This is a genomic window from Bradyrhizobium sp. SZCCHNRI20481 (assembly GCF_032485055.1).
Lineage (GTDB): Bacteria > Pseudomonadota > Alphaproteobacteria > Rhizobiales > Xanthobacteraceae > Bradyrhizobium.
Genome location: NZ_JAUEUE010000004.1, coordinates 159,576 through 172,036, shown reverse-complemented (window position 1 = coordinate 172,036; position 12,461 = coordinate 159,576). Strand labels below are relative to the sequence as shown.

Below are 12,461 nucleotides of genomic sequence, written 5' to 3'. Positions count from 1 at the left end.
CACATGCTGCGCAGATGTCTGAACGAACGTTAAGCGAGCTTAAAGTTTCGTAACGCGTTCACCCTTGCAGGACAGTGTTTTCGCGTGACTCACGCGCGCTTGGTGAACGGCTCGATGCGCTGCGCGCCACGGATGAAGCCGATCATCACGAACACGCCGATCGCGAACAGCACGGCCTGAACGATGTGCGCGCCGCCATCGCCGAGCCCGAACAGAATCGCGAGCGCCCAGCCGCCGGCGAAGGCCGCACCGAACACTTCGGCACCGATCAGGATCGCCGCCGAGATGACGGTGATCACGGTCGGCCAGGCGATCTGGCGGCCGGCTTTGGAGGTGGTCTCTGCGTTCATGGTCCAGGGTCCTGTTGCGGGCCGCAATCTCTCCGAAAAGGCCCGGCCCTTCAAGGGGAAATGACCCAAAAAGAGCCGGCTCCGTGGTATGAGGGGCGCATCGAACTTCCGGGAGAGGACGGACCCCAGCCGATGTCAGACACCACCGCTGTGATCGACGCCCAGACCAATCCGCTGCTCGTGGCCTGGGAGACCCCGCACCAGACACCGCCCTTCGACGCGATCAAACCCGAGCACTTCCTGCCGGCCTTCGAGCGCGCCTTCGCCGACCACGCCGCCGAAATCACCGCGATTACCCATGATCCGGCCGAGCCGGACTTCGCCAACACCATCACGGCGCTGGAGCGGTCGGGCAAGCTGCTGTCGAAGGTCGCGGCGGTGTTCTACGATCTGGTGTCGGCGCATTCCAACCCGGCGATTCTGGAGATCGACAAGGACGTGTCGCTGCGGATGGCGCGGCACTGGAACCCGATCATGATGAATGCCGTGCTGTTTGGCCGCATCGCGCTGCTCTACGACAACCGCAAGGACCTCAAGCTCACCGGTGAGGAGCAGCGGCTCCTGGAGCGCACCTACACCCGCTTCCGCCGTGCCGGCGCCGGCCTCTCGGACGATGACAAGGTGCGGATGGCCGAGATCAACGAGAAGCTCGCCCAGCTCGGCACCACCTTCAGCCACCATGTGCTCGGCGACGAGCAGGACTGGTACCTCGAGCTCGGCGAGGACGACCGTGCCGGCCTGTCCGAGAGCTTCGTGGCTGCCGCCAAGGCAGCGGCGGACGAGCGCGGCATGCCCGGAAAGGCGATCGTGAACCTGTCACGCTCCTCGGTCGAGCCGTTCCTGCAGAGCTCTGCCCGCCGCGACCTGCGCGAGAAGGTGTTCAAGGCCTTCACCGCGCGCGGCGACAATGGCAACGTCAACGACAACAACGCCGTCATCGGCGAGATCCTGTCCTTGCGCGAGCAGGCCGCCAAGATCATGGGCTTTCCGAACTTCGCCGCCTATCGCCTCGAGGATTCCATGGCGAAGACGCCGGAGGCCGTGCGCGGGCTGCTGGAGCGCGTCTGGAAGCCGGCGCGCGCCAAGGCGCTGGCCGACCGCGATCAGCTGCAGGAGATGATCACGGCGGAGGGCGGCAACTTCAAGCTCGCGGCTTGGGACTGGCGCTATTACGCCGAGAAGCTGCGCCAGGCGAAGGCCAACTTCGACGACGCGGCGATCAAGCCGTATCTTTCGCTCGACAACATGATCGCAGCCGCCTTCGACTGCGCCACGCGGCTGTTCGGCATCACCTTCGCCGAGCGCAAGGACATCCCAGTCTGGCATCCGGACGTCCGGGTCTGGGAGATCAAGGACGCGCAAGGCCGCCACAAGGCGCTGTTCTATGGCGACTACTTTGCCCGCTCGTCGAAGCGCTCCGGCGCCTGGATGACCTCGCTGCGCGACCAGCAGAAGCTCGATGGCGACACCGCGCCCTTGATCATCAACGTCTGCAACTTCGCCAAGGGGGCCGACGGCCAGCCGTCGCTGCTGTCGCCGGACGATGCCCGCACCTTGTTCCACGAGTTCGGCCACGGCCTGCACGGCATCCTGTCCAACGTGACCTATCCCTCGCTATCGGGCACTGCGGTTTTCACCGATTTCGTCGAGCTGCCGTCGCAGCTCTACGAGCACTGGCAGGAGCGTCCCGAGGTGCTGCAGACCTTCGCGCGCCACTACCAGACGGGCGAGCCGCTGCCGCAGGACCTGCTCGAGCGCTTCCTGGCCGCGCGCCGCTTCAACCAGGGCTTTGCCACCGTCGAGTTCGTGTCCTCGGCGCTGATCGATCTCGAATTCCACACCCAGCCGGCGGCGGCGTCGAAGGACGTGCGTGCGTTCGAGCGGGCGGAGATGGAGAAGATCGGCATGCCGCCCGAAATCGCGCTGCGCCACAGGCCGACTCAATTCGGCCATATCTTCTCGGGAGACCATTATGCGGCGGGCTATTACAGCTACATGTGGTCGGAGGTGATGGATGCGGATGCCTTCGGCGCCTTCGAGGAAGCCGGCAACATCTTCGATCCGACGGTCGCCAAGCGGCTCCACGACAATGTCTACGCCTCGGGCGGCTCGCTCGATCCGGAAGCGGCCTACATCGCCTTCCGCGGCCGCGAGCCCGAGCCCGACGCGCTGCTGCGCCGGCGCGGTCTGCTCGACGTTGCCAAGGCGGCTTGAGGTGAAGAGGATGGCACTGGTCCGGTTCGTCCTCGCTGCGCTGACGCTCGTATTCGGCGCGAGCGCGGCGAACGCCCACCCGCATGTCTGGGTCACCGCGACCAGCGAGCTGCTCTATGCGGCCGATGGCTCGGTGACCGGCGTGCGCCACGCCTGGACCTTCGACGACATGTTCGCGACCTACGCGCTGCAGGGCCTCGAGACCAAGCAGAAGGGCGTCTACACCCGCGAGGAGCTGGCGCCGCTGGCGCAGACCAACGCCGAGTCGCTGAAGGAATATGCCTACTTCACCTTCCTCAAGGCCGACGGGCGCAAGCAGAAGCTCGAGGACCCCGTCGACTATTACCTCGAATACAAGGACACCAAGCTGACCCTGCACTTCACCCTGCCGCTGAAGGCGCCGGTGAAGACGAAGCAGCTCCAGGTCGAGGTCTACGATCCCAGCTATTTCATCGATTTCCAGATGGCGGAGAAGGATCCCGTCACGCTGGTCAGCGCTCCCTCGGGCTGCAAGTTCGGCCTGGTGAGACCGAGCGACGGCGGATCCGTCGCGCAGACCATGAACGAACAGACATTCCTGAGCGGCGGGGCGAACGCCAATTTCGGAATGAACTTCGCCAACAAGATCTCAGTGGAATGTCCATGACGCCTCGCCCCAGCTCCGCTCGACCGCTCCTGACCTGCGTCGCGATCCTCGTTGCGCTCATTTCCGCGCTCTTGGCCGCCGACGCCGCCTCGCATGCGCTGCTCGCCAAGCCGCCGTTCGGCGCACCGGCCGAGCCACAGGTCGGCGGCATCGTCGGCTGGCTGCTCGCCAAGCAGTCGGAGTTCTACCGCCAGATGTCGGGGGCGATCCGCTCGGCCAAGCAAGATGGCTCGGCGGTGTGGTGGCTGCTCGCGATCTCGTTTGCCTACGGCATCTTTCATGCTGCGGGCCCCGGCCACGGCAAGGCGGTGATCGCGTCCTATCTCGTCGCCAACCAGGAAACGGCGAAGCGCGGCATCGTGCTGTCGTTCGCCTCGGGCCTGATGCAGGCGCTGGTCGCGGTCGTCATCGTCGGCATCGGTGCGGTGGTGCTCAATGCCACCGCGGCCACGATGTGCAGCGCCGAAAAGGTGGTGGAGATCGCGAGCTACGGCCTGATCGCGCTGCTCGGCGCGCGCCTGGTCTGGGTCAAGGGCGCGGCGTTCCTGCGCACCTGGCAGCCGGCGGCGCCGGCTCTGGCGCTGGCCGGTGCGCCCGCGGCTGCCGTGGCGCCGTCAGCCCATGATCATGGCCACGCGCATGATCACCAGCATCGTGAGCATCACGGTCACGGTCACGATCACCATCATGACCACGACCACCACGGCCACGATCATCATCACCACGATCATGCGCATGCGGCGGCTCATGCCCACCACGATCACGTCCACCACGATCACGTCCATGGCGATGATTGCGGTTGCGGCCATTCCCACGGGCCCGCGCCGAGCGAGCTCGCCGGTCCCGGCGGCTGGCAGCGCGGCTTTCAGGCGATCTTCGCCGCCGGCATCCGCCCGTGCTCGGGCGCGATCCTTGTTCTGGTGTTCGCCCTGGCCCAGGGCATGTTCTGGGCCGGCGTCGCCGCGACCTTCGTGATGGGCATGGGCACGGCGGTGACCGTCGCGACCATCGCTGTGCTCGCCGTCGCCGCCAAGGACGTCGCCCGCCGGCTCAGCGCCGGCCGCGAGGGCGGCGGCGCCCTGATCATGCGCGGCCTGGAATTCGGCGCCGCCGGTCTGGTACTGCTGTTCGGCGCGGGCTTGTTGCTGGGCTACATCGCGGCGGAACGCACGACCTGCTTCTGATCGGCGCGGGCTCCGCTCCTGGCCACGCCTTGGTCACTGCGTGCTGGATGCCCCGCATGCGCGAGGCATGACAGCGATGACGGTTGGCCGCGATCGCGCAGCAACAATTGTGTCGTCCCGGGCGAGCCACGAGCGCGCGATAGCGCGGTCGTGGCGCCGACTCGGGACCCATACCTTCCGCCGCGAGTTTTGATAGGCGATTGGAGGTAGTCCCCAGGGCAGAAGCCCACCTCGGCATTGTCAAAGGCCATAGAAGCCAGCGCCTGTTCGACACACGCCCCGCGCGAGGGTCTGCTTTAAGTCAATTCGGCTCCGGCGCGGAAGCCGGCGCAAAGCGTGCGCACGACGTTGCGGGCCATTTTTTCGCTCGGCAGATTGGCCGCGACGGCGGCTGCCACATGAGCGGGGTGGACAAACACGGTGACTGCGTCGCGCACAACGCCCGCGGCAGCCTCGATATCATCAACTCGAATCTCGCGGCGCTTCTTTGCATCAGCCAGAATGCGGGCGATAAGAGCAGTCATTGCTCGTGAGTAAGCGGCGATGATGTCCGGCCGCTCGTCCACAATTCGGCGGTATAGGCCGTAAACCTCGGCATCCGCAGTGAACCGCTCCCGCTTGCGGGCATGCAGCGCGAGCACCATGCCCTCCAGACGCTCCGCGAAAGGTCCTTCCGCCTCGACGAAGCGGCTTGCCATCTCCTCCTCATCACGCATCGCCTCGACGACCAGGGCATCGAAAATGTCCGCCTTGGAGCGGAAGTGGCGATAGATCGTCGTGTGCGAAGTGCCGAGAGCGCGGGCGATGTCGACCACGTTGGTCTTGGCCTCACCATGGCGGCGCACTTGGGCGCGCGCGGTGTCGAGGATCTGCGCCCGAAACGAAGTTTCCTCGGTAGGAGAAGGGGTTGCGGGCATGGATGTCTTCGATTCCATCGTTCAGAAAGGATACTAGAACTCTCCGGTTCATGCAAACGAACATAATATGAAATATGTTCGTTGACTTTTGAACGGGGCGGCCACAAGGTTGGGTCATCTAGCTCAAGGAGGTTCGCCATGACTGCTCCCGCCACGCCATCCGACCAGCGCCGCGTCGCTCTCGTGACTGGTGGCTCCGGCTTTGTTGGCGGCCGCCTGATTACGCATCTCCTCGTGGGGGGATGGCAGGTGCGGGCGCTGGCCCGAAGCGCGGAGAGCGAGGCGCAAGTCAAGACACTCGGAGCAACGCCCGTACGCGGCGAACTCAACGACGAACAAGCGTTGCGAAAGGCGATGACAGGATGCGAGGTCGTGTTTCATGTCGCCGCGCACTTCAAGCTTTGGGGCAACCAGGAGATTTTCGACCGGATCAACGTCGAGGGCACGCGCGCCGTCGTGAACGCGGCCGCAGCGACGGCGAGCGTGCGCCGCCTGGTTGCGGTGAGCGCTGCGGCCGTGGTCATGGGCGATCCCGAACCGATGTTGAATGTCGACGAGAGCCTGCCGCTGCAGGTCCGTGCCTTCTCGCCCTACGGATCTTCGAAGGCCGAAGGCGAGCGCGTGTTGCTGGCAGCTAATGGCATGCGTCCCGGCCTGGAGACCATCGCGCTGCGGCCGCCATTTATCTGGGGAGGCAAAATGCCAACTCTCGATCACATGGTAGAGACCGTGAACGCAGGCCGGTGGCGGTGGGTCGCTGGAGGCACGCAGGCCATGTCGAGCTGCCATGTCGATAATTTGTGCGACGCGCTGATTCTCGCCGCAGATCGAGGCCGGGGGGGCGAAGCGTATTTCATCGCCGATGCCGAGCAGAGCACCTTGAAAAGCTTCATCTCGTCTCTGCTTGCCACTCGTGGGATAACTGCTGCGGACAAGTCCGTTCGTTTCGGAATAGCCTGGACCATGGCCGGCCTCATGGGGGCAGCGTGGCGTGCAATGCGCCTCAAGGGCGAGCCGCCGATCACGCGCCAGATGCTGCGCCTTATCGGCAAGCCGTTCACTATCAGCACCCGCAAGGCTCAGACCGAGCTGGGCTATGCGCCCCGGATCACCATGGACGAAGGGTTGGCCGCGATGCGGCAGCCTGAGTCCAAGCTCGCCAGTTCGTCCGCCCATCGGGGCGAACGTCGCGCGAGCGTCGTCTCTGTATGATTGAGGCGCCGGGTGGGGGTATCTACTTCGTAGGCGACACGGGCTTCGGTGACGGAAGCACCTTCAGAGAGGTGGCCCGGGCGCATCCGCAGTTGCGGTTGGCATTGCTGCCCGTGGGCGCCTACGCGCCGCGCTGGTTCATGAAAGACCAACACATGAACCCGGCCGAGGCGGTCGAAGCGTTCCGGCTGTGCGGCGCGCGGCAAGCGGTTGGTCATCACTGGGGTACGTTCGTCTGACCGACGAAGGTTACGATGAATCTCCCAGAGAATTGGCTTCAGCGCTTCGACGCGCCGGGCTGGCACGATCGTTCGTAACGCTCATGCCAGGCTCCATCGTCAACGAGGCCGGGACGGCGGCGAAGGCGTAGCTGCAGTGTTGCCATGCCCCTGCGGCCGCAGCGCGCGGCCCAAGGCCATCAGTGGGAAGTAGTGACGGTACATGCCGTAGCGGAGCATGAAGGCGCGGGACAGCTCCGGGCCCTGCATCAGCCGCTCCTGCAAAGAGGGATCGGTCAGCTTAATGGTCTGGCCGACGCCATAGCCGGGGAAGCCGGTGCCGGTGAATTCCGGCTCGTCCCAGGTGCCGGCCGACTGGCGCTCGACCAGCCACATGCAGCCGCGCTCGATCGCCTCCTTGTCCTCAGGGCGGTTGACGGCGAGCAGCGCCATCAGCGCCCAGGCGGTCTGCGACGCCGTGGTGGTGCCGCGGCCGACCGCGCTGACATCCATGTAGGAGGCGCAGCTTTCGCCCCAGCCGCCGTCCGGCTGCTGATGCGCGACGAGCCAGTCGCAAGCGCGGCCGATATAGGGTTGCGTCATGTCCTCGCCGATCGCGGCCAGCGCCGGCAGCACCGCGCCGGTGCCGTAGACGTAGTTGACGCCCCAGCGGCCGAACCACGGGCCGCTCGGCTCCTGCTCCCGTCGGATGTAGTCGAGCGCGCGCACCATGGCCGGATGATTGCGCGAGATGCCGAGCTTGCCGAAAGCCTCGACGATGTGGGCGGTGACGTCGACCGACTGGGGATCGAGCGCCTCGCCGTAGTCGCAGAACGGAATCTTGGTCAGGATCTGCTGGTTGTTGTCCTTGTCGAAGGCGCCCCAGCCGCCGCCCTGGCTCTGCATGCCGATCAGCCAGTCGACGCCGAGCTGGATGGACTCGTCGATGCCCTTGGCCTGCCATTTGGGATTATGGCGCAGCGGCGCCAGCGCGATCAGCGCCACGGCGGTGTCGTCCGTGTCGGGATAGTAGTTGTTGGCGTATTCGAACGCCCAGCCGCCGGGCTTGACGTGCGGCAGCTTCATCGACCAGTCGCCGGGCACGCGGACCTGGCGGTCGAGCACCCAATTGACCGCCTTGTCGACGGCTTCGGGGTAGTCGCCGAGCACGCCGGCATCGTCGAAGGCGAGCAGGGTCAGGATCGTGTCCCACACCGGGCTGTTGGTGGCCTGGATGTAGGTGGCGTCGCCGACATCGACCCGCCAGCCGGGATCGTTCAGGGCATCGAGGCCCTTGGCGAGAACGGGGTGATTGAGCGGATAGCCCTCGGCGTAGAGCGCCATCAGGCCGTAGATCCAGGGCGGCTGGATGCCGCCCCAGGCGCCGTCGAAATCCTGGTGGCGGATCATCCATTCCAGCACGCGGCTGGTGGCCGCGGGCCGGAACAGGCCGAGATTGAGCTTGTTGCCGAGGTTCTGCAGGGCATGCAGCACCTTGTCGGCGCCGCGGAAGAACTTGTCCCAGCCGCCGGCATTGGCCTTCACCGGCAGCTCGTAGTCGAACGCGTTGCGCCCATGCGGAAACAGCGCGTCCAGCCGGTTCTCGGGCGGCAGCGGCCGGCTCGGCCGCCGCGCCGACAGCACCGCGATCGGCATCAGGGTGGCGCGCGCCCATTGCGCGAAGTTGTAGATCGAGAACGGAAACCAGAGCGGAAACCAGATCACCTCGGGCGGGATGTTGGGGGTCTTCTCCCACGGCCATTCGCCGATCAGCGCCAGCCAATAGCGCGTGAAGACGCGAATGTTGCGCAAGCCCCCCTTGGCCTCGATCCATTCGCGGGCGCGGCGCACCGGCGGCTCGTCGTCGCGGAAGCCGAGCGAGCGCAGCGCGGCATAGGCCTCGACGGTCGCGTTGATGTCACCATTGGGGGCGCCGAAATAGACCTGCCAGGCGCCGTCCGGGCGCTGGCTGTCGAGCAGCGACTGGCCCAGGCGCTTGCGCAGCGGATGCTCCTCGAGCCCCATGAACCACAGCGCCAGGCACCATTGCGCCTCCATGCAGGCGTTGGATTCGGCGCGGCCGACCCAATGACCGTCGGGCTTCTGGTTGGCGATCAGCCAGTCCGCTGCCGCCCGCACCGTCGATTGCAGGGCGGTCTGGTAATTTCCCGGGTCGCGCGGCGCGCGCGCGGGGGCCGAGCTGGTCAAAGTCATCACGATCCCTCTGGCGGCCTCACAGTGCCGCTGCGGCAGTCGAATTCACTCCGCCCTATAGGGAATTTCGCCGTCAAATCCAATCAACTGGCCGCAGCGGACCGGATCAAAGGAGAAACGAAAGGCGTACAGACGGAGCCCCCATGGCCGTTGTGGTTAGCATCCCGGCGGACACGGCGATGTGACGCGTCTCACGTCCGGAAACCGGCCCACTCAAACCGGCAGGTATTGGCGCAGCAGGGGCAGGAAGAAGATCGCGACGGTGATCAGAAACCCGATCGCCCACAGGATCGAGCGCAGCGACGGCCGGTTGCCGACGTAAGTCAGCACATAGGCGGTGCGCACGATCACGAACAGCACCGACAGCTCGTTGATCAAGTTCTGCGGCGCGCCGCGGAACTCGGCCAGCAGCACCGCCGCGGCAAAGAACGGGAACGCCTCGATGCCGTTCTGATGGGCGCCCAGCGCCCGCTCGCGGATGCCGCCGGCATAGAAGGCGGGATCTCGTGGCCGGGCGTTGTCGTAGCGCCCGGCACCGTCGACGCTGATCCATTTCGCCGGCACGATCGTTAACAGGTAGAGCATCACGCTGGCGAAAATGCACAATTCGGCAATCGTCATGGCTCCTCCAGCCCGATGACATCGGTGAAATGGCCCTTATCTTGACAATGTCGAAACAAGCCGCCAAGCCACGCCCTTCAGCAGTCACGGGCATCATGACCGCCGCCATCTCTCTGGACAATGCCAGGCCTGTCGACGTCAGGCCGTTGCCGGCCGCGAGCACGTCACGTGTCGGCGTGCTGCTGGTCAATCTCGGGACGCCGGATACGGCGGACGCCGCCGGCGTGCGGGTGTATCTGAAGGAGTTCCTGTCCGACCGCCGCGTCATCGAGGACCAGGGCCTGTTGTGGAAGATCATCCTCAACGGGATCATCCTCAATGTCCGGCCGCGCAAGAAGGCGAAAGACTACCAGTCGATCTGGAACACCGAGAAGAACGAATCGCCGCTGAAGACGATCACGCGCGCGCAGAGCGAGAAGCTCGCCGCCAGCATCGCCGATCGCAGCCACGTCATCGTCGACTGGGCAATGCGCTACGGCAATCCGTCGATCAAGGCTGGCGTCGATGGTCTCATGGCCAAGGGCTGCGACCGCATCCTGGTGGTGCCGCTCTATCCGCAATATTCAGCCGCGACCTCGGCGACCGTGTGCGACGAGGCGTTCCGCGTGCTGACTGAGCTGCGCGCGCAGCCGACGCTGCGGGTGACGCCGCCTTATTACAACGACGACTTCTACATCGAGGCGCTGGCGGTCTCGATCGAGGATCATCTGAAGACGCTGGCGTACAAGCCCGAGCTGATCGTGGCCTCGTTCCACGGCATGCCGAAGGAATATGTCGACAAGGGCGATCCCTATCGCGAGCAGTGCGTCGCCACCACCGAGCTGCTGCGCAGCCGGCTCGGCATGGACGACACCAAGCTGCTGCTGACCTTCCAGTCGCGCTTCGGCTTCTCGGAGTGGCTGCAGCCTTATACCGACAAGACCATCGAGAAGCTCGCCAAGGACGGAGTCAAGCGCATCGCCGTGGTGATGCCGGGCTTCTCCGCCGACTGCCTGGAGACGCTGGAGGAGATCTCCGGCGAGAATTGCGAGATCTTCAAGCACAATGGCGGCGAGGAATTCTCCGCCGTGCCGTGCCTGAACGACAGCGCGCCCGGCATGGAGGTGCTGCGGCAGCTGGTGCTGCGCGAGCTGCAGGGCTGGTTGTAAAGGGCTGGCTCTGAGCCGTCGGCGGTATTGCCGGCCCGCTAGGTGAGCCGCCCGCCGGCGCAAGTCGGACGACCGTCCGCGCCTCGAAAATACTTTCCTGAACCGCCCCTAGCGGATCCCCGACAAAATCATGCAGTAATCCCTAGATTGTGATGGCTGCAGAGGCTGGTGAGGGGACGATCGTCTCCTCCCTTGGAGGATCCATGAGCGGTTTCGACATTTTCGCCATAGCGCTGGTGCTGCTGGTCATCTTCACGCTGTATTCCGGCGTGAAGACCGTGCCACAGGGGTTCGACTGGACCGTCGAGCGGTTCGGCAAATACACCCGCACCTTGTCGCCGGGCCTCAACATCATCGTGCCCTTCTTCGATCGCATCGGGCGCAAGATCAACATGATGGAGCAGGTGATCGACATCCCCGAGCAGGAGGTCATCACCAAGGACAACGCCACCGTGACGGTCGACGGCGTCGCCTTCTACCAGGTGTTCGACGCCGCCAAGGCGAGCTACGAGGTGTCGAACCTCAACCAGGCGATCGTCACGCTGACCATGACCAACATCCGCTCGGTGATGGGCGCGATGGATCTCGACCAGGTGCTGTCGCATCGCGACGAGATCAACGAGCGGCTGCTGCGCGTCGTCGACGCCGCGGTGTCGCCGTGGGGCCTCAAGGTCAACCGCATCGAGATCAAGGACATCGTGCCGCCGGCCGACCTGGTCGAGGCGATGGGCCGGCAGATGAAGGCCGAGCGCGTCAAGCGCGCCGACATCCTGCAGGCCGAGGGCCAGCGGCAGTCGGAGATCCTGCGCGCGGAGGGCGCCAAGCAGAGCCAGATCCTGCAGGCCGAGGGCCGCCGCGAGTCGGCCTTTCTCGATGCCCAGGCGCGCGAGCGCGCCGCGGAGGCCGAGGCCAAGGCGACGCAGATGGTGTCGGACGCGATCTCCAAGGGCGACGTCGCCGCGCTCAACTACTTCATCGCCGACAAATACATCAAGGCGTTCGGCCAGCTCGCCGACTCGCCGAACCAGAAGGTGATCATGCTGCCGCTGGAGGCAACGGGCATGCTGGCCTCGCTCGCCGGCATCGGTGAGATCGCCAAGGCGACGTTCGGCGAGAGCGCGGCTTCGGCCGTAGCGGCCGCGCGCCGCGGCGGCTCGGTGCCGTCAGCGGGGACGGCGCCGAAACCGCCGACGCCACCGCAGGCTTGACGCAGGGAGGACACTGATGAGCGACATGTTCGTGACGCTCGGCACCTGGAACTGGCTGATCTTCGGCATCATCCTGATGGCGCTGGAGCTGCTCGCGCCGGGCATCTTCCTGTTCTGGCTCGGCCTCGCCGCCCTGCTGGTCGGGCTGCTGTCGTTTGCGTTTGCGCCGGGATGGCAACTACAGATCCTGCTGTTCGCGCTGTTTTCGATCGCCGCCGTGCCGCTGTGGCGGCGCCTCGCGCGGGCGAGTGCGGCGCCGTCGCAGGACAATCCGTTCCTCAACCGCCGCTCGGCGGCCCTGGTCGGCCGCGAGTTCACCTTGGAGAAGCCGATCGTCGGCGGCAATGGCACCGTCCGCATTGACGACACGGTGTGGCGCGTCGCCGGCCCGGATACGCCGGCCGGCAGCCGCGTCCGCATCGTGCAGGCCGACGGCGCCCAGCTCACGGTGGCCGCGGCGTAGTCCTGCGGGCAACGAGCGAAGCAATCCGGAGTCGTTTCCAAAGCCCTGGATTGCTTCGTCGCTTCG

Annotated in this window: 12 protein-coding genes; 8 read left to right on the top strand and 4 right to left on the bottom strand. The window is 65.7% G+C overall.

The annotated features are described in order from the left end of the window. Positions 1-89 precede the first annotated feature (89 nt). Positions 90-350, bottom strand: coding sequence for a hypothetical protein (locus QX132_RS07595; protein WP_315777662.1), 261 nt, complete (start codon positions 348-350; stop codon positions 90-92). Positions 351-482: 132 nt separating this feature from the next. Between QX132_RS07595 and QX132_RS07590 the strand changes: the two genes are divergently transcribed. Genes QX132_RS07590 through QX132_RS07580 form a run of 3 tightly spaced genes read left to right on the top strand, consistent with a single transcriptional unit; the run spans position 483 to position 4,394 of the window. Further along, complete coding sequence (locus QX132_RS07590; protein ID WP_315777661.1) at positions 483-2,564, top strand: M3 family metallopeptidase; 2,082 nt, start codon at positions 483-485, stop codon at positions 2,562-2,564. Between the two features lie 10 nt (positions 2,565-2,574). Next, positions 2,575-3,210 (top strand): DUF1007 family protein, encoded by a 636-nt coding sequence (locus QX132_RS07585; protein WP_315759461.1) that lies wholly within the window; start codon positions 2,575-2,577, stop codon positions 3,208-3,210. Further along, positions 3,207-4,394 carry a nickel/cobalt transporter gene (locus QX132_RS07580; protein WP_316160611.1) on the top strand — a complete coding sequence of 396 codons (1,188 nt, stop codon included), beginning with the start codon at positions 3,207-3,209 and terminating at the stop codon, positions 4,392-4,394. The genes QX132_RS07585 and QX132_RS07580 overlap by 4 nt, the downstream gene beginning before the upstream one ends. Before the next feature lie 296 nt (positions 4,395-4,690). On the opposite strand, the gene QX132_RS07575 is transcribed toward QX132_RS07580, so the two are convergent. Further along, positions 4,691-5,311, bottom strand: coding sequence for a TetR/AcrR family transcriptional regulator (locus QX132_RS07575; RefSeq protein WP_315777659.1), 621 nt, complete (start codon positions 5,309-5,311; stop codon positions 4,691-4,693). Positions 5,312-5,449: 138 nt separating this feature from the next. Here QX132_RS07575 and QX132_RS07570 point away from each other — a divergent pair, with 138 nt between their 5' ends. Continuing rightward, entirely contained in the window at positions 5,450-6,523 is a 1,074-nt protein-coding gene (locus QX132_RS07570) for an NAD-dependent epimerase/dehydratase family protein (protein ID WP_315777658.1), read from the top strand. Continuing rightward, the gene (locus QX132_RS33020; RefSeq protein ID WP_409998127.1) at positions 6,520-6,762 is read left to right on the top strand and encodes an MBL fold metallo-hydrolase; all 243 of its coding nucleotides are present in this window, start codon (positions 6,520-6,522) and stop codon (positions 6,760-6,762) included. The genes QX132_RS07570 and QX132_RS33020 overlap by 4 nt, the downstream gene beginning before the upstream one ends. A 99-nt stretch (positions 6,763-6,861) precedes the next feature. Here QX132_RS33020 and shc read toward each other — a convergent pair whose 3' ends face one another. Together shc and QX132_RS07555 are read right to left on the bottom strand one after the other, a co-directional pair. Continuing rightward, a complete protein-coding gene (gene shc, locus QX132_RS07560) occupies positions 6,862-8,955 on the bottom strand; it encodes a squalene--hopene cyclase (protein WP_315777657.1) in 2,094 nt (697 codons plus the stop codon). A gap of 213 nt (positions 8,956-9,168) precedes the next feature. Further along, complete coding sequence (locus tag QX132_RS07555) at positions 9,169-9,576, bottom strand: MAPEG family protein (protein WP_316160610.1); 408 nt, start codon at positions 9,574-9,576, stop codon at positions 9,169-9,171. A gap of 95 nt (positions 9,577-9,671) precedes the next feature. Here QX132_RS07555 and hemH point away from each other — a divergent pair, with 95 nt between their 5' ends. The 3 genes from hemH (at position 9,672) to QX132_RS07540 (ending at position 12,395) form a co-directional block, all read left to right on the top strand. Continuing rightward, complete coding sequence (hemH, locus tag QX132_RS07550) at positions 9,672-10,724, top strand: ferrochelatase (protein WP_315772396.1); 1,053 nt, start codon at positions 9,672-9,674, stop codon at positions 10,722-10,724. A gap of 203 nt (positions 10,725-10,927) precedes the next feature. Further along, the gene (locus QX132_RS07545; RefSeq protein WP_315716547.1) at positions 10,928-11,932 is read left to right on the top strand and encodes an SPFH domain-containing protein; all 1,005 of its coding nucleotides are present in this window, start codon (positions 10,928-10,930) and stop codon (positions 11,930-11,932) included. 16 nt (positions 11,933-11,948) lie between these two features. After that, positions 11,949-12,395: an NfeD family protein gene (locus QX132_RS07540; RefSeq protein WP_316160609.1), complete on the top strand. Its 447-nt coding sequence runs from the start codon at positions 11,949-11,951 to the stop codon at positions 12,393-12,395. Positions 12,396-12,461 lie beyond the last annotated feature (66 nt).